The sequence below is a fragment of the Thalassotalea euphylliae genome (assembly GCF_003390395.1).
Taxonomy (GTDB): Bacteria; Pseudomonadota; Gammaproteobacteria; order Enterobacterales; family Alteromonadaceae; genus Thalassotalea_F; species Thalassotalea_F euphylliae_C.
Genome location: NZ_QUOV01000001.1, coordinates 3,280,423 through 3,304,650, shown reverse-complemented (window position 1 = coordinate 3,304,650; position 24,228 = coordinate 3,280,423). Strand labels below are relative to the sequence as shown.

At 42.9% G+C, this 24,228-nt stretch carries 19 protein-coding genes; 10 read left to right on the top strand and 9 right to left on the bottom strand.

Translation table 11 applies throughout. The annotated features are described in order from the left end of the window. Positions 1-142: 142 nt before the first annotated feature. Positions 143-2,176, top strand: a complete 2,034-nt coding sequence (locus tag DXX92_RS14655) for a methyl-accepting chemotaxis protein (protein WP_116001122.1) — start codon at positions 143-145, stop codon at positions 2,174-2,176. Positions 2,177-2,438: 262 nt separating this feature from the next. Here DXX92_RS14655 and dxs read toward each other — a convergent pair whose 3' ends face one another. From dxs to DXX92_RS14640, 3 genes are read right to left on the bottom strand one after another with little or no spacing between them, the layout of a single operon-like run. Further along, a complete protein-coding gene (gene dxs, locus DXX92_RS14650; protein WP_116001121.1) occupies positions 2,439-4,301 on the bottom strand; it encodes a 1-deoxy-D-xylulose-5-phosphate synthase in 1,863 nt (620 codons plus the stop codon). A gap of 14 nt (positions 4,302-4,315) precedes the next feature. Continuing rightward, positions 4,316-5,206, bottom strand: a complete 891-nt coding sequence (ispA, locus tag DXX92_RS14645; protein ID WP_116001120.1) for a (2E,6E)-farnesyl diphosphate synthase — start codon at positions 5,204-5,206, stop codon at positions 4,316-4,318. An 18-nt stretch (positions 5,207-5,224) separates the two neighbouring features. After that, complete coding sequence (locus tag DXX92_RS14640) at positions 5,225-5,470, bottom strand: exodeoxyribonuclease VII small subunit (RefSeq protein ID WP_116001119.1); 246 nt, start codon at positions 5,468-5,470, stop codon at positions 5,225-5,227. A 342-nt stretch (positions 5,471-5,812) separates the two neighbouring features. Between DXX92_RS14640 and pomA the strand changes: the two genes are divergently transcribed. The 3 genes from pomA to thiI all read left to right on the top strand — a co-directional run bounded on the left by pomA (position 5,813) and on the right by thiI (position 9,565). Then, a complete protein-coding gene (pomA, locus tag DXX92_RS14635) occupies positions 5,813-6,577 on the top strand; it encodes a flagellar motor protein PomA (RefSeq protein ID WP_116001118.1) in 765 nt (254 codons plus the stop codon). An 11-nt stretch (positions 6,578-6,588) separates the two neighbouring features. Next, entirely contained in the window at positions 6,589-7,548 is a 960-nt protein-coding gene (locus DXX92_RS14630) for a flagellar motor protein MotB (protein ID WP_116001117.1), read from the top strand. A 562-nt stretch (positions 7,549-8,110) separates the two neighbouring features. Continuing rightward, on the top strand, positions 8,111-9,565 hold the full coding sequence (thiI, locus tag DXX92_RS14625; protein WP_116001116.1) for a tRNA uracil 4-sulfurtransferase ThiI: 1,455 nt from the start codon (positions 8,111-8,113) through the stop codon (positions 9,563-9,565). 123 nt (positions 9,566-9,688) lie between these two features. Here the strand turns inward: thiI and DXX92_RS14620 are convergent, their stop codons facing one another. After that, positions 9,689-10,660 (bottom strand): ketopantoate reductase family protein, encoded by a 972-nt coding sequence (locus DXX92_RS14620; RefSeq protein ID WP_116001115.1) that lies wholly within the window; start codon positions 10,658-10,660, stop codon positions 9,689-9,691. Continuing rightward, the gene (locus DXX92_RS14615) at positions 10,657-11,046 is read right to left on the bottom strand and encodes a VanZ family protein (RefSeq protein WP_147301970.1); all 390 of its coding nucleotides are present in this window, start codon (positions 11,044-11,046) and stop codon (positions 10,657-10,659) included. The genes DXX92_RS14620 and DXX92_RS14615 overlap by 4 nt, the downstream gene beginning before the upstream one ends. 182 nt (positions 11,047-11,228) lie before the next feature. Here DXX92_RS14615 and DXX92_RS14610 point away from each other — a divergent pair, with 182 nt between their 5' ends. Further along, the gene (locus DXX92_RS14610; RefSeq protein WP_116001113.1) at positions 11,229-11,711 is read left to right on the top strand and encodes a YajQ family cyclic di-GMP-binding protein; all 483 of its coding nucleotides are present in this window, start codon (positions 11,229-11,231) and stop codon (positions 11,709-11,711) included. 258 nt (positions 11,712-11,969) lie between these two features. Then, on the top strand, positions 11,970-13,319 hold the full coding sequence (locus DXX92_RS14605; RefSeq protein ID WP_116001112.1) for a sodium-dependent transporter: 1,350 nt from the start codon (positions 11,970-11,972) through the stop codon (positions 13,317-13,319). A 255-nt stretch (positions 13,320-13,574) separates the two neighbouring features. Here DXX92_RS14605 and DXX92_RS14600 read toward each other — a convergent pair whose 3' ends face one another. Both DXX92_RS14600 and DXX92_RS14595 read right to left on the bottom strand, forming a co-directional pair. Then, positions 13,575-14,276 (bottom strand): TIGR01621 family pseudouridine synthase, encoded by a 702-nt coding sequence (locus tag DXX92_RS14600; RefSeq protein ID WP_116001111.1) that lies wholly within the window; start codon positions 14,274-14,276, stop codon positions 13,575-13,577. Continuing rightward, positions 14,276-15,634, bottom strand: coding sequence for a Na+/H+ antiporter NhaC family protein (locus DXX92_RS14595; RefSeq protein ID WP_116001110.1), 1,359 nt, complete (start codon positions 15,632-15,634; stop codon positions 14,276-14,278). The genes DXX92_RS14600 and DXX92_RS14595 overlap by 1 nt, the downstream gene beginning before the upstream one ends. Positions 15,635-15,824: 190 nt before the next feature. On the opposite strand from DXX92_RS14595, the gene gshA reads away from it, so the two are divergent. The 3 genes from gshA (at position 15,825) to DXX92_RS14580 (ending at position 20,647) form a co-directional block, all read left to right on the top strand. Then, positions 15,825-17,396: a glutamate--cysteine ligase gene (gshA, locus tag DXX92_RS14590; RefSeq protein WP_116001109.1), complete on the top strand. Its 1,572-nt coding sequence runs from the start codon at positions 15,825-15,827 to the stop codon at positions 17,394-17,396. Between the two features lie 897 nt (positions 17,397-18,293). Further along, positions 18,294-18,914: a hypothetical protein gene (locus DXX92_RS14585; RefSeq protein WP_116001108.1), complete on the top strand. Its 621-nt coding sequence runs from the start codon at positions 18,294-18,296 to the stop codon at positions 18,912-18,914. A 146-nt stretch (positions 18,915-19,060) separates the two neighbouring features. After that, positions 19,061-20,647: a DEAD/DEAH box helicase gene (locus tag DXX92_RS14580; RefSeq protein ID WP_116001107.1), complete on the top strand. Its 1,587-nt coding sequence runs from the start codon at positions 19,061-19,063 to the stop codon at positions 20,645-20,647. Between the two features lie 142 nt (positions 20,648-20,789). Here the strand turns inward: DXX92_RS14580 and cobA are convergent, their stop codons facing one another. Beyond that, positions 20,790-21,593, bottom strand: a complete 804-nt coding sequence (gene cobA, locus DXX92_RS14575; protein ID WP_116001106.1) for a uroporphyrinogen-III C-methyltransferase — start codon at positions 21,591-21,593, stop codon at positions 20,790-20,792. A 231-nt stretch (positions 21,594-21,824) separates the two neighbouring features. Between cobA and DXX92_RS14570 the strand changes: the two genes are divergently transcribed. After that, complete coding sequence (locus DXX92_RS14570; RefSeq protein WP_116001105.1) at positions 21,825-23,267, top strand: M28 family peptidase; 1,443 nt, start codon at positions 21,825-21,827, stop codon at positions 23,265-23,267. Between the two features lie 143 nt (positions 23,268-23,410). Here the strand turns inward: DXX92_RS14570 and suhB are convergent, their stop codons facing one another. After that, the gene (suhB, locus tag DXX92_RS14565) at positions 23,411-24,214 is read right to left on the bottom strand and encodes an inositol-1-monophosphatase (RefSeq protein WP_116001104.1); all 804 of its coding nucleotides are present in this window, start codon (positions 24,212-24,214) and stop codon (positions 23,411-23,413) included. Positions 24,215-24,228 lie beyond the last annotated feature (14 nt).

The following is a 24,228-nucleotide window of genomic DNA, read 5'->3' as shown; positions in this document are numbered from 1 at the left end:
TTCATTTACCTGTATCGCTGTTTTAATAACCGTGTCTGATATAAAAAATAAGCTAATAAATTCAGCTACATAATAATGTAATTTGAATAGCAGTAATTCAGCAAAAAAATAATAAATACAGATATTACAAGTAGGTGTTCATATGAATGTAAAGGTTGCCCATAAGATCATTCTTGGCTTCGTTGTCATACTTTTACTGCTCATCTTTGCCAGTGTTAGCTCCATTGGCATTCTCGCCGATATCGAGCAGGCGACTAAGGAAGTTGACAGTATTGCAATACCCGTGCAAAAACAAAGTACTGGGTTGCAAATCGGCTTGTTAAAACAAGCTAAACAAGCCTCCCAAATTACCACCCTAGATAGCGAGCAGCAGCTTTCAATTCTCAAATCAGGGTTTGCCAATCAGGGCATCAGGCTTAGCGAAGCAAAGCAAAATCTCGATCAATTATCATTACCCACTGCGCTAGCCCAGCAATTAAGTGCCTTTGAGCAAGAGCAGTCACTATTCGCACAAACAGTGGCGAATATGTTTGGCTTTCAGTCCAAGTCACTTTCCCTAGCCCAGTCACTGACAAGCGTTGAGCAACAGATTGGCGCTAATCTCAATGAAGCGGGCGCTTTGCTCGTTGATTTAACCTATTTGGAAGATGACAAAGAGCAAGCAACTGTCGATCGTATTGTCGGCTCTGCTGGGCAAATAGAGGGTTATGTGATCAACCTTGCTGATGCCGCTAACAGTGTACTTACTATCAATGATTTAGAGGAGCTAAATCAAAGCCAAGAGCTAATAGAGCAGTCGTTATTGAATATTAAAGATTTAGTCGGCTATTTGGTTAGGCAAGGCGAAGACTATGACACGCAAGGGCTTATTGAGCAGTTTGTCAGCGAGTTTGAACAGGCGAATGACAAGCTCACTAATGAGCGCAGTTTGTTTGTTATCAAGCGTGAACAATTGGAAAACAGAGCAAACCTAATACAGGCTGCTAATCGCTCTGAACAGCAAATAGAACAAGCGCTCGCGACCATAGATAAATTGCTTGAACAAGTAGATTCTAATTTATCGAATTTACAGCAAAATGTTTTTGACGATGTTGATAATGGTCAAGCACTAACGTTAATTATTTTGGCGGTTATTATGCTTGTGAGTGTCACTATCGCAGTTTTGACAATTCGTGCGATGATCAAGCCGCTCTTTCATATCAACGAAGTGTTGAATCGTATTGCTCAGGGGGATCTCACTAAGCAGTTGGATGTAGTTAGTGAGGATGAATACGGTCAGCTATCGAAAAACGTCAACTCTGTGGTATCACACTTAAAAACCTTAATTGATGATATTGGGCAAAATGCTAATGCACTGGCGCAAGCGGCTAATCGCTCACAAACCGAGTTACAAGCGGTGGCAACCTCACTGGATTCTCAGCAATCAACGGTTGATGAAGTTAATCATAATACCCTGTCACTAAGTGAACATGCGGATGAAGTATTGGCTAAGTCAACCGATGCTGAAAATCAGATGACTGAGGCTTTAAATCGCAGTAGTGAACTTGAACAGCGTGCGAATAGCACGGCAGTTAAGATTAATGATTTGACGATGTTGCTGCAAAATACGGCTGGCAAAGTCAGTTTGTTGAATCAAGAAGCAACCAATATCAGTAGCATTTTAGAAACCATCCAAAGTATTGCTGATCAAACCAACCTATTGGCACTTAATGCGGCAATTGAAGCTGCACGCGCTGGTGAAGCAGGTCGGGGCTTCTCTGTGGTTGCCGATGAGGTGCGTATGCTTGCCAGTCGTACACAAGAATCAACCTCTGAAATTAATGCCATGATTGATTCGCTACAGGCACAAACGAGCAGTGTGGTAGAGGAGATTGAGCAAGGGAAAAACAACGCAACCCGTTGTCAGACAGACACTGAGTTACTGTTAGAAACACTGACGACAATAAGCCAAGCGATTTCACAAATGCATTCAATGAGTATTGATATTTCAAGTGCAGCGCAACAGCAGAATAACTTGAGTAGTGAAATCAACGACAGCATTTCGCAAGTAGCCTTAGTGAGCCAGCAAAGTAGTGAAAAATCGACAGTAACTCTTGGCTACAGTGAAGAGGTCGCGAAACTTGCACAATCGCTAGAAAGCGCGGTTGACGCTTTTAATGTTAGAACAGGTACCTAATACCAATTTCAATAAATACTTGATCATTCTGGCTGGTTAAAATACTCATTAACTGCGTTATTATTTTTGAAATTAGAACAACTAGTTAACTAAAAATAATGCCTTGTTTATGAACCTTTTTCCTGCGCCATAATTGATCAACTAATTAATTCAATTGGTATAAGCTAGTATTCATGGAATTGAAGGTCATGGACTGAAAAACCAAAAAAGCCGCAATAGCGGCTTTTTTGGTTTTTAGGCATAGAAGTTTAAGTCGCAGAGACTAACCAATAAACGCGTTAACTTTATCGATAATACCCTGACAATCTAAGCCTAACTCTTGGTGAATTTCTTCTTGTGTACCGTGTTTAATAAAAACATCTGGTAAGCCAATATTGAGCACTTTTATTGCACGTCCTTGGCTTAACAAGTACTCATTTACCGCAGAGCCTGCGCCACCGGCAATGGCATTATCTTCAACTGTCACAATCACATCGTGACTGTCGGCAAGTTCGTTGATAAGTGCTTCATCAATTGGTTTAACAAAGCGCATATCCGCTAAGCTTGCACCAAGTGCTTCGGCAGCTTGTGTAGCTTCGCCCAACACCGTACCAAAGTTCAAAATCGCAATTTTTTCACCTTGGCGTTTTTTCACGCCTTTGCCTAGCGTGATAGTTTCATCAAGCGTCGGCAATTGTGCACCTGTGCCACTGCCACGAGGATAGCGTACCGCTGCTGGGCCATTATGCAGGTGACCTGTTGTTAACATCAGCTGACACTCGCGTTCGTCTGATGGTGTCATAATCACCATATTTGGAATACAACGCATAAAGCTTAAGTCAAACGCCCCTTGGTGAGTAGGGCCGTCAGCGCCAACAATACCAGCACGGTCAATTGCAAATAAAACCGGTAAGTTTTGAATGGCAATATCGTGAATCAGCTGATCATAACCGCGTTGTAAGAAGCTCGAGTAGATAGCGACAACGGCATTTTGGCCGCCAATGGCAAGACCTGCTGCGTAGGTCACAGCATGCTGTTCGGCAATGGCGACATCGAAATATTGATCAGGAAAACGCTGGCTAAATTCAACCATACCTGAGCCTTCGCGCATTGCTGGCGTAATTGCCATTAACTTGCTATCGCGCTCGGCCATACCACATAACCAGTCACCAAAAATCTTAGAATAAGTGGGTAAGCTTGGCTTGCTTTTCGGCAGTGACGTTTCAGCTGGGTTAAATTTAGGTACCGCGTGGTACTTAATTGGATCTTGTTCTGCTGCTTGGTAGCCTTTACCTTTCTTGGTTGCGATATGCAAAATTTGCGGCCCTTTGAGGTTGCGCATATTGCGAATGGTATCAACTAAGCCATTAACGTCGTGGCCGTCAATTGGCCCTATGTAGTTAAAGCCCAATTCTTCAAAGAAAGTGCTGGGTACCACCATGCCTTTGAGGTGTTCTTCGGCACGACTGGCTAATTCTTTGATTGGCGGAATATTGTTTAGTAAGCGTTTACTACCTTCTCTAAACCCAGTAAATAAGCTACCCGAAAGTAGTTTGGCTAAATGATTATTTAACGCACCCACGTTTTCCGAAATTGACATCTCGTTGTCATTTAAGATGACTAACATATCTTTGTTGATGTCACCGCCGTGGTTTAATGCTTCAAAAGCCATACCTGCGGTCATCGCACCGTCACCAATAACGGCAACGACTTTGCGATCTTTGGCTTCTTTTTCGGCAGCAACGGCTAACCCTAGTGCCGCAGAAATTGACGTACTTGAGTGACCCACACTCAGCACATCGTATTCACTTTCTTCGCGCCACGGGAACGGGTGTAAGCCGTCTTTTTGACGAATCGTGTGAAGTTGGTCGCGACGACCCGTGAGAATTTTGTGCGGGTAGGCTTGATGGCCAACATCCCAAATCAGGTGATCAAACGGTGTGCGATAAACATAGTGCAGCGCAACCGTTAGTTCGATTGTGCCTAAACCAGAGGCGAAATGGCCGCTGCTTTTACTGACAGAGTTTAATAAATAGCTTCGTAACTCATCACTGACTTTAGTTAACTGATCTTGGCTCAGTAAACGCAAATCGTCAGGGGAATTGATCGTTGATAATAAAGGATAATCAGCTAGATTAATGGTCATAGTCTTATTAGTAATTAATGAGTACGGCGAACAATAAAGGTCGCAAAGTCTGCCAAAGTGTCGGTATTGTAGGGCAAAGTAGCTAAAGCTTGAAGCGATTCTTGGTATAGCGTTTCTGCTTTTTGCTGAGCATTTGCTAAGCCAAGTAGTGCTGGGTAAGTTGATTTATTGGCTTCAATATCTGAGCCTTTAGGTTTACCAAGCTGCTCTTGTGTCGATGTAATATCGATAATATCGTCTTGCACTTGATAAGCCAGCCCAATGAGCTCGGCATATGTTGCGAGCGTCGTTTTTTGCTCATCAGTAACTTGTGGTGCACATTCTGAGGCCATCGCAACTGAGGCTTTTAATAACGCGCCGGTTTTGAGTCTGTGAATGGTTTCAAGCTCGTTTAATGAAACACGCTTATCGGTTGCACTTAAATCCAGTGCTTGGCCACCACACATGCCTTGGTAACCCGCCGCGGCAACTAGTTGCTGTAACAGAGTTGGCATTTTCTGTTGACCAAAGTCTGAAAACGGGTGATTGGCAAGAAAATCAAACGCCAGTGTCTGTAAGCTATCGCCCGCCAAAATAGCTGTTGCTTCGTCAAAAGCCTTGTGACAAGTTGGTTGTCCGCGTCGTAGATCATCGTCGTCCATTGCTGGCAAATCATCATGTAGTAATGAATACGCATGAATGCATTCTAAGGCGCAGGCGATGCCGTCTAAATCTTCAAGTTTGGCGCCTAAAGCTAGACCTGTGGTATAGACCAAATACGGACGCATGCGTTTGCCGCCGATTAACAGGCCATAGCGCATCGCTTCTAATAGCTTAGTGTCATTAACGGGTAAACTATCAAGCTTATTGGCAAGTAACTGGTTAACGCGTGCTTGATATTCACTAAGTTGAGGTAAAGTCGTCAAAATCTTTATCGCCTTAAACTAAGCGTTATCGTCTTGTTCAAAGTTCGTTAAAGTACCTTGACCATTTTGATTAATCAGCATTTGCACTTTTTGCTCCGCGCCTTGCAGTTTTTGCTGACTTAATTGACTAAGCTTTAAGCCGCGTTCAAAAACCGCCATTGACTCTTCTAAACTTAATTCACCTTGCTCTAATTGTTGAACAATGGTGTCAAGTTCGCCAAGCGCCTCTTCGAACGATAGATTTTCCAGTTTCTTCTTTGCCATTTCTATACCACGGATAGCCCGTTTTTGATGATAAACAAGTGATAACCAAACGCACTTTTTGCCTATTTAACAAACATCGCTTCGGTTGGTTAAGGTTAGTTTAGCATTGCAACCTAGTAATAAGGCGCAAAGGTACATGAGCGGCGCGTCTAGGTCAATCAATGGCACATATTCGCTCGCTTATAGTAACGATAGCTGAACTTAATCAAAAACAAGTTAAGTTATTGACCTTTCGGGCGATACTATCTGTGTAACAGGCTGTAATACAGGTCGCGATTCATTTATTGATAATGTATTATCAGCAGAGTTCTGCTCGTTAAAGACACACATTAGGAGGCATTTGTGGATTTAGCTACGCTAATTGGGATGTTAGGCGCAATTGGGTTCATCGTAATGGCGATGATTTTAGGTGGCGACATTTCAATGTTTGTCGATACCCAATCAATTCTTATCGTATTCTGTGGTTCAATTTTCGTTGTCTTATCGAATTACAACCTTGGCCAGTTTTTTACCATTGGTAAGATCATTGGCAAGGCATTTATGTTCAAGCTGGAAAAGCCAGAAGAGTTGATTGAAAAGTCTGTTGAAATGGCGGATGCTGCGCGAAAAGGTGGTTTTTTAGCCTTGGAAGAGGCCGAGATCTCTAATGCCTTTATGCAAAAGGGCGTCGACATGTTGGTTGATGGTCACGATGCCGATGTGGTGCGTGCCACCATGCAAAAAGACATATCACTAACAACCGAGCGCCATGATACCGGCGTTGGCATGCTAGGCGCACTTGCTGAAGTTGCACCAGCGATGGGGATGATTGGTACCTTGATTGGTCTAGTTGCGATGTTATCTAACATGGATGACCCTAAGGCGATTGGTCCTGCGATGGCGGTTGCACTATTAACCACATTGTATGGTGCTTTCTTAGCAAACGTTATTGCCATTCCAATTTCGAACAAGTTATCGCTTCGTATGGCAGAAGAAAAGTTAAACCAAGAGCTTATCTTAGATGCGGTTTTGGGAATTCAAGACGGCCAAAACCCACGTGTTATTGAAGGTCTGCTGAAAAACTATTTAGCAGAAAGTAAGCGAAAAATAGACACCACTGAAGAGTAGTGAGGTAAGCCATGTCATCTCCACCTCCTGAGTGTAAGTGCCCGCCCGCAGGTCTACCTGCGTGGATGGGAACTTTCGCGGATTTGATGTCACTGTTAATGTGCTTTTTCGTTTTGCTATTGAGCTTCTCGGAAATGGACGTATTGAAGTTCAAGCAAATTGCTGGCTCGATGAAGTTTGCCTTTGGTGTGCAAAACAAAATTGAGGTGAAAGATATTCCTAAGGGAACCAGCATCATTGCACAAGAATTTCGCCCTGGTAAGCCTGAGCCAACGCCGATAGAAGTTATCCAGCAGCAAACCATGGAAATGACCCAACAAATGTTGGAATTCCAAGCGGGTGATGAAACCTCTGCGGGTGGTCGCCAAGAGCAACGTGGTACTGAACGTGGTGGTCAATCGCAAAGCACCGACACGCAAATGTCGCAACAACAAATTGAGCAAGCTCAGCAGCAGCTAGAACAGGCGCAACAAGAGCAAGTAAACGAGTTGGTGAAGAAAATTGCCGAGCAGCTTGAACAACAAATTCAAGACGGTGCGATTGAACTGGAATCACTAGGGCAGCAAATCACCATACGCATTCGTGAAAATGGCTCGTTCCCTTCGGGCTCGGCATTTTTACAGCCGAAGTTTAAGCCGATTATTCAAGAGATTGGTGTCTTGCTTAACAATGTACCGGGCGAGATCATGATTTCAGGTAATACCGATAACCAAGGTATTGATTCTGAACTTTACCGTTCAAACTGGGATCTTTCTAGCCAACGTGCTGTGGCAATTGCCCATGAAATGGTGAAAGTGCCGAATTTTGATCCCACGCGATTACTTGTTGTGGGTCACGCTGACACGCGTCCGTTAGTGCCAAACACCAATGCCTTGAATCGCCGTCGCAATCGCCGAGTCGAGATTTCGATTAATCAAGGTAAAGCGAAGGTCACTGAGCCTATTTCTATCAGTGAGAGCAGTGGCAATTAACGACTGACTCACTAACAGAATTTAAGGTGAATCAAAATGGCTGACTATACCTGTATAGTCGGCCATTTTTTTATTGTCTTGCTCAGTACCAATCGATTTATATTACCGATAAACCAGCGGCGCTTTATCATCATTATGGTAAGGGCGATCGTACCCTTGAGAAAATGACATCAGGTAACCCATAAATTATGAAGTGCTTATACCAAGTTGAATAATTATTTGATCACTCAGCGAGAATTTAAAGGCTCATAGACAAGGCTTGTCATGCAGAGAATGGTTATTCCCTTGTCAAATGGCATAACGCAGTCTGTGAGCCTTTAAAACTCGCCCTTGGGAATGCATAAGCAGCATGATAACTGCACAAAATTCACTTGATGTAGAACGACTATATCGTCATAAATTTCGTTTGTTCTAATACTGCTTATGTCATTCTGAGAGACTAAATAATTAATCAAATTGGTATTATTTGAGAGTACTTACTTATCCCGTGAAGCTGACTAACGCGCATTTTCTTAGAAATAGTGTATAATGCGCGCCACTTTATCCAGCGCTGGGGGAATCAATGAAATTCATCGTTAAATTGCAGGCTGAAATCGCCGTTAAAAGTCGCTCTGTTCGTAAACGTTTTACTAAGATGCTTGAGTCAAATATCAAGAATGTTTTAAGACGTATAGACGAGCAAGTCACCACGCAACTTAACTGGGATAGCATTGAAATTAATACCAAAAATGACTCTGCACAGAACCGTGCTGCGTTAGTTGAAACGTTAAAGTGTATTCCAGGTATTGCCTCGTTTTTAGAAGTTCAGCAAGATGAATTCACCGATTTGCATGACATCTACGAAAAAACCTTAGCGGTACATGCCAGAACAATTGAAAATAAAACCTTCTGTGTGCGAGTTAAACGCAGTGGTGAACACGACTTTAACTCAATTAAAGCTGAGCAATATATTGGCGGCGGCTTAAATCAAGCGGTTGAGTCAGCTAAGGTGAAATTGAAAAAGCCTGACGTCACGATTCGCCTTGAAATCAATAAGAGCAAGTTATTTATCGTGACTGAGCTTCACAAAGGTTTAGGCGGCTTCCCAATTGCAACACAAGAAGACGTGTTGTCGTTAATGTCAGGCGGTTTTGACTCGGGTGTTTCTAGTTACCAAATGATCAAAAAGGGCTCGCGTACTCACTTTTGTTTCTTCAACTTAGGTGGCAGCGCTCATGAAGTGGGTGTTAAGCAAGTGAGCCATTTCTTGTGGAATAAATTTGGTGCATCTCACCGCGTGAAATTTATTGCGGTTGATTTTGACCCAGTAGTGAGTGAAATTTTAGAAAAAATAGACAATGGCCACATGGGCGTTGTACTTAAGCGGATGATGATGCGAGCAGGTTCTAAAGTCGCTGAAAAATTAGGTATTCAAGCACTGGTAACAGGTGAAGCGCTAGGTCAAGTCTCTAGCCAAACACTGACTAACTTAAACGTTATTGACCGTGTTACAGAAACCCTTATTCTGCGCCCTTTAGCGGCTTACGATAAACAAGATATTATCGATATTGCCCGCGCGATTGGCACTGAAGATTTTGCGAAAACCATTCCAGAGTACTGTGGCGTAATTTCTAAGAAGCCAACAGTAAAAGCGGTATTGGCGAAAGTTGAAGAAGAAGAAACTAAGTTTGACTTAAACATTATCGATCAAGTTGTTGAAAATGCCCGTGTATTTGATATTCGCGATATTGGTCAAGAAACCGAAGAAGAAGTACATGCCGTTAAAGAGCTAGCAGAAGTTGGTGAAAATACCGTAATCTTGGATATCCGCAGCCCAGAGGAAGAAGATGATAGCCCACTGGAGCTAGACGGTATTGAAGTTAAGCATATTCCATTCTTTAAGCTCGGCACTCAGTTCGGCGATCTAGACCAATCAAAAGAATACCTGTTGTACTGTGATCGCGGTGTGATGAGTAAGCTACAAGCGCTATACCTGCACGACAATGGTTTTAGCAATGTGCATGTTTATCGCCCTTAGAAAAGTGGCTTAGTTAACAGACTTAAGCTTAATGTTTATAAAAAAGCCGTGGTTAGCCTTTGCTAACCGCGGCTTTTTTGATCTTACTGTTTGGTTAATAATTTACTGACGAGGTGCACTCATTCATAACGCATTCACCTGCTCAACTAATGCCGAGTTGCTCGGAACACTAATACCTGCCTCTATCGCTAACTGACAAATATAGCCATTAATGGCATTGATTTCGGTTGTTCGATGAGCGCGAACATCCGCTAATGTTGATGAAACATTGTTGGCCGTGGCTTGAGCAACCGCTAATGCTTGCTCAACAATAGTGTTCGCTTCAAGCGTAATGCCTTGGCTATTCGCAACTTCCGATACCTCTTTCGCGATGGCTGATATCTGCGGCAAATATTGAACTTGGGTAATTTCACCATTGCACACATTGTTAAGCGCCGTTAATGGGTTAATCACGCAGTTAATCGCTAATTTTTGCCATTGCTTGGTTTTGATATCTGTTTGCCAATGCGCATTAGAGAGTGCGCATTTCAGGGCGTTAAACCAAGGTGCTGGTTCGTTTTGTACGAAAGCATGACGACCCATATCAAAACTACCTAAGCCGGTATGAATTACGTGGCTTTTTGTTGGTCGAAATGCGCCGTGGGTGGTTAGGCATGTATAGATGTTATGTGTTGTTTTAATTCCAGTAGACAGCGCTTCGTATACGCCCATGCCGTTGTGCACTAATAAAATATCGGTTGTCGGTGCTAATTTACTGGCGATGTTATTAACGAGCTGTGCAGCATCGTAGGATTTTAAACACACCACAAGCAGGTCAGCATTGTTTAGTGTTTCGTCATCGGCTAGGAGGCAGTTATATTGGTAACCTTGACCGTTGTAATGGCTAAAACTGAGCTGTTTTTTTAACGTAGGAATAGCAAGGCAAGTAGGAGAGGAGAATGCTCGGGTGACGAGAGACAAATTGACCGCCGAGCATTGATTTAAATACCAACACCAAAGTGAGCCAATAGCGCCTTGTCCAGCCACCACAATGTTTAAATGCTTACACTTGTCAGTTGCTGGGTCGGAAGCTTTCATCTCAGGTGTTTTACTCATACTTTCATTTGGCTTTTGCTTTGGGTCTCAACACTCGCGGTATTGGCTGGACCGTAAACTAACCATAACCATTTCAGTAACATAAAGAGTAAAATGCCAATTGTATCGCCAACAAAATCTTTAAATTCGCCATTTCTAAAACCTAAAGAGTATTGTGCGACTTCACTGAGTGCTGCATAGCCAATTAACGCTATGGTCAGTGGCCAAGCAGGTAGTTTGAATAAACTACTGGTTAGCCATGTCAGCACGAAAAAACCGATGGCATGGCCTATCGTGTCGATTTGCGTATTGCTCACGACAATGTCGCGCAATTCTGGTGAGAAAAAGAATGCGATACTGGTAAGTGCAAGTATGAGAAAAAATAGAATGTGATGGAGATTTTTCAAACTAAATTATTTCTTAACGTTGTGTTTAAACTATCTCAGCAGAGCTTAAATTGTGCCTGATAGTTGGCAATTAAATTAAAGCATCATCATATCATGGCAAAGGTAAGAAAAAACGGTTGAGTTAGTTAGAAATTATTGGCTATTTTGATAAACTGGCGAAAAATTTTAGCGAAGGGCACACTATGCCGTCATTTGATATTGTTTCAGAAATTAATTTAGAAGAAGTGCGCAATGCCACGGAAAATTCAACACGTGAGTTAAGCACTCGTTTCGATTTTCGCGGAGTAGAAGCGAGCTTTGAGTGGAAATCGCCAGCAGTGGCAGTAAAAGCTGAAGGTGATTTTCAGGTTAAGCAAATGGTTGATATTTTACGTAATCAATTAGTTAAACGACAAATCGACCCGAGAGCAATGCAAATCTCTGATCCTGAGTTTTCTGGCAAGAACTGTACGCAACGTGTTACTTTTCAAGAAGGCATTGAAAAAGACGTGGCTAAGAAAGTTGTTAAGTTGATTAAAGATAGCAAAATCAAAGTTCAAGCAGCTATTCAAGGTGAACAAGTGCGCGTTACCGGTAAAAAGCGTGACGATTTGCAAGCGGTGATGCAGTTAGTACGTGAAGCAGAGTTAGACCAGCCATTCCAGTTTAACAACTTCCGCGACTAGCCAAAAATGTAAACAAGAAACGAGCGTTAAGCTCGTTTTTTGTTGCGCCTATTTACAGGAAATATGTTGCATTGGGCTATTACAAGCTAGCTGATTGCCTACCTGTAAAGAAATTGATTGATCTTTGTGCACATTATTGTGCACAGTCTATTTAAGTTGTCAGTCAACAATTTTACGCCACTGGCTTGTCTTCGCGGGTCGGTTTTACGTAAATTATGTCGCTAACAACGTAAATATAATAATAAAAGTAGATAGTTTATGGCTGTTTCTAGAGGCGAGTTTAGCTCGCGCATCGGGTTTATTATGGCGGCCGCAGGCTCTGCGGTTGGTCTGGGTAACGTTTGGGGCTTTCCTACACAAACTGCTAGCAATGGTGGTGCAGCGTTCGTACTAGTGTATTTAGTGCTGGCGTTTTGTTTAGCATATCCCGCTTTCATGGCAGAAATATTAATTGGTCGCTATGGCCAAGCAAATGCCGTTACTAGCTTACAAAAAATGTCGCGTAAGGCTTGGCAAAAGCGCTTTGCATTTATTGTTGGCTTTGGCGGTATTATCTGTGCCTCACTCATTTTGAGTTTTTACGGCATTTTAGCCGGCTGGATGATGTCGTTTGCCGTTGAATCTGCCGCTGAAATCGCCGGATTGCAATCTATTGCGTCTTGGGCGGTGAGCGACTCCGTTGCCCGTAATGTCTTTTTTACCACCTTATTTATGTTTCTCACCGTGTTTATTATTCGCCGCGGTGTCGAGCAAGGCATCGAAAAATGGTCAAAGCGCTTAATGCCAATGATGATCGGCTTACTGATATTGCTGATTGGCTATGTCATGACCCTAGACGGTGCAATGCAAGGGTTAGAAGCTTATCTAAACCCTGATATCAGCCGCGTGTTAGAGCCGAACCTACTGGTTAGTGCTTTAGGTCAGGCATTCTTCTCATTGTCACTTGGTACCTCGGTGATGGTGATTTACGGCTCTTATATTGCCAAGAAAGAAAACATGGTCACCATAGGGGCGCAAGTTACCCTGATTGACGTTTCTATTGCTTTCCTTGCTGGCTTGTTAATTATCCCTGCGATGTATGTCGCACAAGCACAAGGCGTGCAAATTTTTGCTGACGACGGCAGCTTAATTGCAGGGCCGACTTTAGTGTTTACCGTGTTACCTAGCCTGTTTGATGGTATGGGCGGTTTAGGTTTGTTTATTGGTTTAGCCTTCTTCTTGTTAATGTCTATTGCTGCGCTAACTTCGTCTATTTCAATGCTTGAAGGGCCAGTTTCCTATGCGGTTGAGCGCCATAATATCGATCGCAAGAAGGCAACAACCATCATTGGCTTGGTTATTTTACTCATAAGCTTCGGTATTATTTCAAATCTAGGTGTGATGTTAGGTTTTGTGGCGACCCTTTCAACAGAATATGGTCAGCCAATTATTGCCATGCTTTGCTGTGTGTTTGCTGGCTGGATCTGGCAACGTAGCTCACTATTGGCCGAAATAAAGCAAGGTAATGAAACGGTTGAAGACAGCTTGTTCTGGAAAGTCTGGCCGTGGTACACCAAATTTGTTTGCCCTGTGGCAATTGGTGGCGTGTTTGTTCACAGCTTGCTGTAATGTTCCAAATAAAAATGGCAGTCAATTGACTGCCATTTTTATTTAACCTCAGGTTTGGATAAGAAATAGTGAATAACAAATCAATTCAAATACTGATGTTGGTTTTTATCTTCTTGCGAGAAATTTTTGCTGATATCAAGGCAAATTTGCGCGTCAATAGCTGGTCTATTGCAAGCAAATTTAACGCTGGTAGCAGTAAAAATAGCCGCTAGAAGCACATTAGTTATCCAGAGCTGAGGTTATTTAGCAAAGTTTCTAGCACTTGGGCCAAGCTTGTTGCCATGGTGGCGAAGTACTCGAAAGCCATGCTAACGCCTCAGCAGACTGAAAATGCTCTCCAAAATTCGGTGTTTGAAGGTAGTCAAACAGTTTATCTTGATAAGTAAAACGCAGCGCGTAGGCGTGTAGGTAACCGCGATCGGCAACAAACTTTTCTGAACCAGGATTACCGTACAAAGTATCTCCTAGTATGGGCGCACCAATACTGCTTAGTGCAACGCGAATCTGGTGAGTCTTGCCACTGTGTGGTTTAAGCAAATAAGCGCGCAGGCCGGCAATTAAGCTGGTGCTAAAAAACTGAGTAATCGCTGGGTTTTCCATAGTACGCATTAACTTCCACATACCACGGCGGCTTTTCGCCATATCGCCTTTGATTAATCCTTGCTTTTTTTTCGGCTTTTTATCGCTTAACGCAATGTAATACTTATCAATTTGATGTTCACGAAAAAGCTGCTCAAAGGTACGCGCTGCAGCAAGGTTTTTGGCAAAGATAACTAAGCCTGAAGTTAGCTTGTCTAGTCGATGAACCGGGTAAAGCTCGGTCAGTTCAAGCTGGCTTTTTACTTGTGAAAACAAGCCTGCGCCAAGCTCACCTTCATCGTGAAAGTTAACGTTTGGCGCTTTGTTTACTAGTACAAAATCTGGTTGTTCGTCAACCAACTCAAACTCATAAGCCATTAAAAGCTAAGACCAATCAAGATGTAGATCACTATGGTTAACATGGCGCCAAACAAGGCATAAGGTAGCTGGGTTTTTACGTGTTCGTAATGATCACAGCCGCTGGCAATAGAAGCAACCACTGTGGTGTCTGAAATCGGCGAAGAATGATCACCAAAAATACCGCCACCTAGCACAGCCGCAACAAGGAAAGACACGGGCAGCCCAGTTTGCATGGCAATTGGCACAGCAATTGGGATCAAGATGGCAAAAGTACCCCACGAGGTGCCGGTGGCAAATGCCATTACCGCAGCAACTAAAAAGATAATTGGCGCAATTAAAAATAGTGGGACTTCCACCTGCATTAATTCACTAACATAAGTGCCAGTACCAAGCGCTTTAATGACATCACCAAAGGCAAATGACAACACTAGAATCATTACCACAGGTGCCATATACCAAAGGCCATTAACGAATATTTTAGCCATTGCTTGTGCACTAAGTAGGCGGTAATAGCTGATCATGCCAATTACTAACACGCAGCTACTAACGATGGCCCAAAACACTGAGAATGAGCCAGAGCCGCGACGCATGTCGCCGTCACCCGTGATAAATAACAAGGTTAAAGTAATTGCTAGTAGTGCAATTAATGGCACCCACATCACGCGTGCAGGGCCAATTTTTGTGTCGCTTGACTCAGTTGCCGTGTTCACTATGCTTGTTGCGTTTGCCAGAGGGCCAAAAGCTTTACCTGAGTATGCGGTGTAATAGGCCAGAGCAACGGCAATAATGGCATAAAAGTTATAGCCTATTGTGCCAATTAATACGCTAACTGGATCGTCAAAACTAAATCCATCTAGCAAACCAAGAACATAAGCGCCCCAGCCATTAATTAAGAACAAAATACTTATCGGGGCGCAGGTTGAATCGAGCAAATAAGCCAAGCGAGCTCGACTTAGTTTATGGCGGTCGAATAACTGCTGGCTTGCCATGCCGGCAGTGAACATACTCAGGTTTGTATCGGTGAAAATACTGGAACCAATCAGTGTCGGTAACATGCTGGCTTGGCGCTTGGTTTTAACGAGTTTTAACTTAGCTAAGTGTTCAATAAAGCCATTAACCGCGCCAGCTTCACTGAGCAGCTTCACCATAGCGCCAATTAATAAACTGAAACAAATAATATATACATTACCCGTTGATGAAAACACGTCAGCAAAGCCGGAAATCGCACCTGATGCACCACTCATCGGTTGCCAGTTCGCAACCATTAAATGACTAAGTAGTACACCAACGAGCAGTGCCATTAAGGCATTGCGTCGCCAAACGGCAATTAAAATGGCGACAAATGGAGGAAGTAAACTGAGAGCGGAGTCTTGCATAAAGTGTTCTTTAAATTGGGCTGTTTATACGAAATACTAATAATCAGGGTTATTTTCGCACCCATTGACACTGGGCGCACCTTTTTATTTTGTAACTTTTGGTAAAGTTTACTAGCTAGCGTATTGAATTATCATCAATTACCCTTACATTGTAACCAATTCGAATTATACGCTAGGCGGCGGAGCCATTTTGACCTCATCTCTTAATCAGTATTTACAAGCCTTATCAGCCGATGAACATTTAGCTGCCGTTTCAGGAATCAAGCGTGGTGTTGAGCGTGAAGCTTTGCGGGTGGTAAGTGAGGGAAGGCTATCAACTCAGCCTCATCGCGAAAGTTTAGGATCCGCCCTAACACATCCATACATTACGACTGACTATTCAGAAACCTTACTTGAGTTTATTACGCCAGTAAGTGGCTCAGCAGAGCAAACCATCGCTCAACTGGAAGATATTCAAAAGTATGCCTACGAAAATATTGATGGTGAGTTGTTATGGCCATTAAGTATGCCGTGCTTTGTTGAAGACGATGACCAAATTCCGCTCGCGCAATACGGCAGCTCTAACGTTGGTCGTATGAAAACCGTATATCGCCAAGGGCTGAAAAACCGCTATGGCAGCATGATGCAGGTAATCGCAGGCATTCATTTTAACTTTTCTTTTTCTGAAGATTTTTGGCGTGCTATTCAGCAGATAGATGGTGATACACGAGATTTACAAACCTTTGTTTCAGAGCGCTACTTTGCACTTATTCGCAATTACAAACGATTGTGCTGGTTAATTCCTTACTTGTTTGGCAGCTCTCCGATACTGTGTAGTTCGTTCTTGCAAGACAAGCCACATCAATTGCCATTCAAACGCTCTAAAACGGGTTATCTGTATTTAGAGCATGCCACGTCGCTGCGCATGAGTGATTTAGGTTATACCAATAGCGCACAATCAGCGCTGAATATTTGCTACAACAATTTAGCCTCATATGTTGAAGGCGTTAAAGAAGCAATTTCATTGGCTTCGGATGATTTTGATAAAATTGGCGTTAAGGTAGATGGTGAATATCGCCAACTAAACAGCAATGTCTTGCAAATTGAAAATGAACTGTACGCGCCTATTCGTCCTAAACGCGTAGCGGAGTCAGGAGAAAAGCCTTCAGAAGCATTGCAGCGTCGCGGTGTTGAATATATTGAAGTGCGTGCGTTAGATGTTAACCCATTCTCCGCAACGGGCATTAGCCTTGAGCAAATGCGTTTCCTCGATGTATTTTTAACCTACTGTGCACTAGCACCTAGCCCAGAGATGACAGCTGAGCTACAAAAACGCTATGAGCACAATATGGATAAAGTGGTGCTGCGCGGCCGTGAACCTGAGCTAAAGCTTAACGATGACAATCAATGTAAAACCATCCCAGAGTGGGGTGGTGAGCTATTTGAAGAGTTTATGCAAGTGGCTAAGCTGTTAGATAAGGCCTACGGTGCGGACGATTACCAAGTGGTGACGAGCAGCGAGTTTGCCAAAGTTAAAGATGCGAGCTTAACGCCTTCTGCGAAGCTAGTAGATATGGTGGTTAACCAAGAAGCGAAATACACAGCATTAGCATTAGGTAAAGCGAGTGAATACCGCGAACAGCAAATGGCTAATGGTTATCAAACATTTGATCTGGAGATGTTAACGCAAGCGGCAAAACAATCTCACCTTGATCAAAAAGCGATTGAAGAAAACGATACGCGAGACTTTGATAGCTTCTTAGCTGATTATTTCAAAGCATAATGGGAGCTAGGGTTACCTCTAGCTCTTTTTTCGATAATTCAAACACACTTACCAAAAGTCATGTCGCGAATTGTTAGGCACTGTTCAGAAAACTATCAGACGAAAGTACCAGACAAAAAAAAGCGCGTTAGGGCAACGCGCTACTAAAATATGAAAGCAGTCCAGGGAGGTTTTGCTCTCAAACACTTCGACCAGTACTAATCCGGTTAGTTCAAAAAATGTTCGATATATTTCTGTTATGTTTTTATAATCGCTAACTTATTTTCTGAATCTACTGGCAACTTGTTGTTCTTATTTAACTTTTCTCTAACTTTTCAAGAACTCTCAAATTTCAGACAAAAAAAATGCGTTTACTGGTAAAAATCAGTTAAACGCATCAAATCTCATGAAACACTAAGGGAAAATAAGTCTCTCAATTATTAGGACAGGGTATTGCGCTAAAAGTTCACAAAGTTTTGGCTTTTTTGTTAAACAATAAGAATTGTCGAAAGCTGAGATAAAAGCAGAGATAAATAACAGGCAAAAAAAACGCGTTTACACTGCTATCAGGTAAACGCGCTCAAAAACATAAAAACACTAAGGGAGTAATTCTCTCACTTTGTTTGAGTCATGCTTGATAGTAAAGTTCAATTAAATTGAAAAAATTTTAAGAAAAGTAAAAGTGAGATGTGTGGCTAAGTTTTGAATAGTGATTTGGGCAGCAAATTCAGGGCAAAAAAAACGCGCTATGCTTAAAAAGAATAGCGCGATGAATATCCAAAAGGGGAATATAACAAAAGTCTCTCGTTTAGTAAGAGTGATGTAAAAACAAAAAGTTCCAAGAAAGGTAAGATTTTTTTTTAATGCTCTGGCATCATAACCCTACCAAGTCGCTTACTTTTTCAATTTAGTTGTTTTATGCGTAAAACTAAGCTGTTTCTGATTAGCTTGCTCAGCACAATATTACTTGCTGGCTGTGCAACGCCTCCTCCAAAAAATCCTGAAAATATCTGTGAAATCTTTCGCGAGCACCGCGATTGGTATTTTGCTGCAAAAGATGCGCGTGAGCGTTGGGGCGTTCCTATTCATGTGCCAATGGCGATGATGTATCAAGAAAGCTCCTTTAGGCATGATGCGCTACCACCACGTGATTACTTGCTTGGTTTTATTCCATGGGGGCGCGTAAGCAGTGCCTACGGTTACTCTCAGGCTAAGACGATGACATGGGATGACTACATTCGCGAAACTGATAATTCGGGTGCCGATCGCGATGACTTTGATGATGCAATTGATTTTATGGGCTGGTTTATATTTAAAACGCAAAAAATCAATAAAGTATCAAAATGGGATGCCTACAATCAGTACTTGAACTATCACGAAGGCTGGGGCGGCTTTAAACGTAAAACCTACAAGAAAAAACCTTGGTTGGTGAAGGTGTCGCGTAAGGTAGACAATCGTGCTCGCCGCTATTCCAGCCAATTAAAAAGCTGTGAAGAAGAATTAGATCATGGCTGGTTATGGCGATTATTCTTTGGTTAAATCGTCAGCTATAGCTAACAGGCATAGACAAACAATTTTTAACGTTTAATTAATAAGCGCGGTAGCTGTGAATATGATAGACTGCCGCGCTTTTTTATTATCTGCTGCCAAGAAATTATTCGGGGTGGCTTGCGTTAAGGAATTCTATGTCGTTTTCAGCATTAGGCTTATTACCTGAATTAGTTCAAGCGGTAACTGAGCAAGGCTATCAAACACCTTCTCCCATTCAAGCGAAAGCGATCCCTGCGATTCTTACTGGCCGTGATATCATGGCGGCCGCGCAAACCGGCACAGGTAAAACTGCGGGCTTTACCTTGCCCATTTTGCATCAGCTAGCAAGCAACAAATCACGTTCGTCAGCGAACCAAGTAAAAGTTTTAGTATTAACGCCGACGCGCGAGCTAGCGGCGCAGGTTGCAGATAATGTGTCGCGTTACAGTCAACATTTAAATATTCGCAGTGATGTGGTTTTTGGCGGTGTTAAAATTAACCCACAAATGATGCGCTTGCGCGCTGGGGTTGAAGTGCTGACCGCAACGCCGGGCCGTTTGCTAGATTTATATCAGCAAAATGCTGTTAAGTTTGATGAACTTGAAGCCGTCGTGCTTGATGAAGCTGATCGCATGCTAGACATGGGCTTTATTCGCGATATCAAAAAAATATTAGCCTTACTGCCGAAGCAGCGCCAAAGCTTGCTGTTTTCAGCGACTTTCTCACCAGAAATTCGCGAGTTAGCCAAGACCTTAGTAAAGCAGCCTGTGGAAATATCGGTTGCTCAAGAGAACACGACTGCTGCCACCATTGAACATTGGTTAGTAGCGGTTGATAAAAAGAAGAAACCGGCTTTACTAGATAAGCTGATTACCGAGCAACAGTGGTCACAAGTCTTGGTTTTTACCCGCACTAAACACGGAGCTAACCGTTTAACTCGTTACCTTGACGGTCAAGGCCATAAAGCATTGGCAATCCACGGCAATAAAAGCCAAGGGGCACGCACCAAAGCACTTGCTCAGTTTAAAGACAAAACCATTCAAGTGTTAGTGGCGACTGATATTGCCGCTCGTGGTATTGATATTAGCCAGTTACCAGTAGTGGTTAATTTTGAGCTACCCAATGTGCAGGAAGATTATGTTCACCGTATCGGTCGAACGGGTCGCGCGGGTGTTGACGGTGAAGCGATTTCATTGGTTGCAGCAGATGAATATAAGCAATTAGTTGATATCGAACACGTTATTCAGCAGCACATTCCGAGAAAAGAAGTTGATGGTTTTACGCCAGCGAATCCACTAGATGAATCACGCCCGATCAGACCATTAAAGAAAAAGAAACCGAAAAAGCCAAAAAAAGCTAAAACGCCTGAAGCTAATCACAAGCCTAGTGTGAAAACGGGTAAGCAGACACAAAGCAATACTAGTGAAGTGCGTAAAGCGCCAAAATCGCAACAGAAAACGGATGCCAAGCCTAAGCATGGCAATAACTCCAGTAAGAGTAGAAAGCCAAATGCAAAAAGTGCTGATGACAAGCATAAAGGTGGCACTAGCAAGAATTCAGAAACTCGCCAAAATAAGAAAGGTGGTAAGCCAAACTCTGCTTCGTCAAGCAAGCAGCGCGGTGGTGCTCGCAGTGGTGCCCGCAGCGGCAATAAAGGAAACAACCCATACGCGAATAGTCCACAAGGGAACAAGCCTAAGCCACGTTTAGGGAACAATGCGAATAATACAGGCAGTAATTAAAGCTGCGAGTACTATTTGATATCTATACTAATCGAAAAAGAGCGACTTATTGTCGCTCTTTTTGGTTGTGCTATAGCTTGCTTTATCTGAGTTAATAGTGACTTAGCACTATTTGTTGCTTGGTACTCGTTGTTGCTTGGTACTATTTGTTACTCGGTAAAAGGTAACCTAAGTTAGCAAGTTGTGCTTGTTCAAAGGTGGTTACCACATCGCCGATTATAATCAATGATGGCGGTTTGATATGGTGCTCTGCTACTAAGGCTTCAATATTTTCCAAAGTGCCTTTCACTAGTTTTTGCGCTTGTGTGGTGCCGCGTTCAATTAACGCGACAGGGGTTGATAGTGGTCGTCCTGCTTTCCTTAACTGCTGTACTATCGTACCGAGTGTTTTTACGCCCATGTAAAAAACAATGGTTTGCTGCTGATCTTGCAGTGATGACCAGGGTAAATCTAAGCTGCCATCATTTTGGACATGGCCAGTAATTAAGGTGCACGCGCGTGACACTTGACGGTGAGTCAGCGGAATACCTGCATAAGCCGCGCAAGAAGATGCGGCTGTCATGCCCGGGACAATATGGCAGGCCACTCCTTGGCTGAGTGCGTATTGCGCTTCTTCGCCACCACGACCAAAGACGAATGGGTCGCCACCTTTTAAGCGGACTACTCGTTTACCTAACTTAGCTTGTTCAACAATAATTTCATTAATGCGCGTTTGCGGTACTTTATGCTCAGCTTGCTTCTTACCCACATAAATTTTTTCACAACCTTCGGGTAACAGCGCCATTATTTCATCACTGACCAATCGATCGTATATCGCGACTTCTGCCTGAGTAATAAAACGATAGGCTTGCAGGGTCAGCAAGTCAGGATCGCCAGGACCGGCACCGACTAAGGCAGCTTCTCCTGCGGTAAAAGCTTGTTTGTTCGGATTGAAATTTTTTGGCATAACGACACTGACCTACTACTGACGTGCTGAATTATGTTCCATTCTAACACCTCTTATAACACTATCTATATTTAAACTTGGTTTTATATATCAATTTTAAATATAAGTCTTGGTGACTAGACGTTTATCTCAATAAACTGACGATTAAGCTGATTAAACTATTCGATATTTAGCTTAGCAGGTAACGTGGTTGCCATTACTAATAACGATTATAAAAGGTAAGGCCTTCTTATGAGTCTACAATTGAGTCCTCAAGCGCATGTTAATTTAAAGCGCCCTTCAGCAACTTATGCAAAAAATATCAGCCTAATAGCTAGTGCTATTTGTGCAATATTCGTCAGTGCTGCAGCTAGTGCTGTGCAGGTACCACCTAGTGAGCAGCTTGTGCTGCGTGACATTCAAAAGCAGATAAGCGCTGAGCGATTAAAGCAAGATGTGACTAAGTTAGTGAGTTTTGGTACACGCCATACCTTGTCAGAAACAAAGTCTGATAGCCGTGGTATTGGCGCTGCACGACGTTGGATAAAGGCGGAGTTTGAAAAAATATCAGCTGAATGTGGTGGCTGTTTGGAAGTGGTCTATCAAAAACGCACTTTTTCGGGTGAAACAAGAATTCCTAACCCAACTGAAGTGGTAAACGTGCTGGCGATACAACGCGGCCAAACCGACCCTAATCGTTATATTGTGATGAGCGGTGATATAGATTCAAGGGTGAGTGACCCTCTCGACTTTACCAGTGATTCACCCGGTGCCAATGACAATGCTACAGGTGTTGCTGGCGCGATAGAAGCAGCGCGAGTGCTTTCGCAATACAAGTTCGATGGCACTATTGTGTATGCCGCGCTTTCAGGTGAAGAGCAGGGCTTGTTTGGTGGCAAAATTATGGCTGATATCGCCAAACAAGAAAACTGGCGCGTTGAAGCGGTCATTAATAACGACATGATAGGCAATATCACGGGTATTAATGGGGTGATTAATAACACGACAGCAAGAGTATTTTCTGAAGGAGTACGCGTTGTTGAAACACCAGAAGAAGCGAGATTACGTCGTTTTACTGGTGGCGAAGTAGATTCACCATCACGTAATGTTGCTCGCTACATTGATAAAATCGCCGATGATTATATTCCCAATCTAGACGTGATGATGGTTTATCGTTTAGACCGTTTCCGTCGCGGCGGCCATCATCGCCCATTTAATGAAGTGGGTTTTCCAGCGGTAAGAATTATGGAAACCAATGAGCATTATGATCGCCAACACCAAGATTTGCGCACAGAAAATGGCCGTGAATACGGTGATGTTTTAGCAGGAGTTGACTTTGATTTTAATGCCAAGCTAACTTCGCTTAATGCGGTGATACTGGCTTCGATGGCATGGGCGCCAGCGCCGCCAGCCAATGTAAAAATTAAAGGTGCTGTTCAGCCCTCAACCACGCTTAGCTGGGAGAAGCCGATAGGTAAAATGGCTGATAATCTTGCTGGCTATCGTATTCATTGGCGCTTAACCACTGAACCGACATGGACAAAGAGCCAGTATGTCGGTGATGTAAGTGAATTTACGTTAGAGAATATCGTCATTGATAACTATTTCTTTGGCGTTAGCAGTGTTGCTAAAGATGGCTTTGAGTCGCCTGTAGTTTTCCCGGGGCCAGCAGGTTCGTTTGGTGGTTACAATTAGTTTCGTCCGCTAAGGTGTACAGGTGTAAGAGACAAAAAGAATAAGAGACAAAAAAGCCGCTTACCTTTCGGTAAGCGGCTTTTAGTTATTCGATTATAAAATCTTGCTTACTTGTTTAAGCTATCGCCTATTTGGGCTTTCACCTATTTATTTAAGCTATCGCCTAGGAAAGGGCGAATATCTTTTAAGATTTCACGTAGTACTTTGGTGCTGCCAGCAACAATGTTGCCTGATTTTGCGTGGTTGTTACCGCCAGCAAAGTCACTGACTAAACCACCAGCTTCAACAACTAATAGTTCACCTGCGGCAGTATCCCAAGGCTTTAAGCCGATTTCGAAGAAACCATCAATACGGCCAGCAGCAACATAAGCTAGGTCAAGCGCTGCAGAGCCAGCACGACGCATATCCGCAGTTTTAGTAAACATTGCCTTAAACATGTTTAGGTAAGCATCGGTATGTTGTTTTTTCTTGAATGGGAAACCAGTTGCTAATACGGTGCCATTAAGTTCTTTTGCATTTGATACGCGAATACGGAAACCGTTAAGTTGCGCACCTTTACCACGGCTAGCAGTAAACAGTTCGCCGCGAATCGGGTCAAAAATAACCGCTTGATCTAATTTGCCTTTTACTTTTAAAGCAATAGATACAGCAAAGTGAGGAATGCCTTTTACAAAGTTTGTTGTGCCATCGAGTGGATCGATAACCCATTGGTAGTCCGTATCTTCACCTTCTAAAATACCGTGCTCTTCACCAACAATACTGTGGTTAGGGTAAGCTTTACGAATCGTATCGATAATCACTTGTTCAGCTTGTTTATCGATGTTGGTCACTAAGTCGTTAGTGCCTTTTGACTCAACTTCCACTTTATCTAACTGCTCGAATGCGCGAGCAATAACATTTCCAGCTGAACGTGCGGCACGTACAGCAATATTTAACATTGGATGCATAGGGCTACCTATTT

Coding starts and splice junctions, on each gene's coding strand:
- DXX92_RS14655 (WP_116001122.1), top strand. CDS start 143: ATGAATGTAAAGGTTGCCCATAAGATCATTCTTGGCTTCGTTGTCATA.
- dxs (WP_116001121.1), bottom strand. CDS start 4,301: ATGACCATTAATCTAGCTGATTATCCTTTATTATCAACGATCAATTCC.
- DXX92_RS14640 (WP_116001119.1), bottom strand. CDS start 5,470: ATGGCAAAGAAGAAACTGGAAAATCTATCGTTCGAAGAGGCGCTTGGC.
- DXX92_RS14630 (WP_116001117.1), top strand. CDS start 6,589: ATGTCATCTCCACCTCCTGAGTGTAAGTGCCCGCCCGCAGGTCTACCT.
- thiI (WP_116001116.1), top strand. CDS start 8,111: ATGAAATTCATCGTTAAATTGCAGGCTGAAATCGCCGTTAAAAGTCGC.
- DXX92_RS14620 (WP_116001115.1), bottom strand. CDS start 10,660: ATGAGTAAAACACCTGAGATGAAAGCTTCCGACCCAGCAACTGACAAG.
- DXX92_RS14610 (WP_116001113.1), top strand. CDS start 11,229: ATGCCGTCATTTGATATTGTTTCAGAAATTAATTTAGAAGAAGTGCGC.
- DXX92_RS14605 (WP_116001112.1), top strand. CDS start 11,970: ATGGCTGTTTCTAGAGGCGAGTTTAGCTCGCGCATCGGGTTTATTATG.
- DXX92_RS14600 (WP_116001111.1), bottom strand. CDS start 14,276: ATGGCTTATGAGTTTGAGTTGGTTGACGAACAACCAGATTTTGTACTA.
- DXX92_RS14595 (WP_116001110.1), bottom strand. CDS start 15,634: ATGCAAGACTCCGCTCTCAGTTTACTTCCTCCATTTGTCGCCATTTTA.
- DXX92_RS14585 (WP_116001108.1), top strand. CDS start 18,294: ATGCGTAAAACTAAGCTGTTTCTGATTAGCTTGCTCAGCACAATATTA.
- DXX92_RS14580 (WP_116001107.1), top strand. CDS start 19,061: ATGTCGTTTTCAGCATTAGGCTTATTACCTGAATTAGTTCAAGCGGTA.
- cobA (WP_116001106.1), bottom strand. CDS start 21,593: ATGCCAAAAAATTTCAATCCGAACAAACAAGCTTTTACCGCAGGAGAA.
- DXX92_RS14570 (WP_116001105.1), top strand. CDS start 21,825: ATGAGTCTACAATTGAGTCCTCAAGCGCATGTTAATTTAAAGCGCCCT.
- suhB (WP_116001104.1), bottom strand. CDS start 24,214: ATGCATCCAATGTTAAATATTGCTGTACGTGCCGCACGTTCAGCTGGA.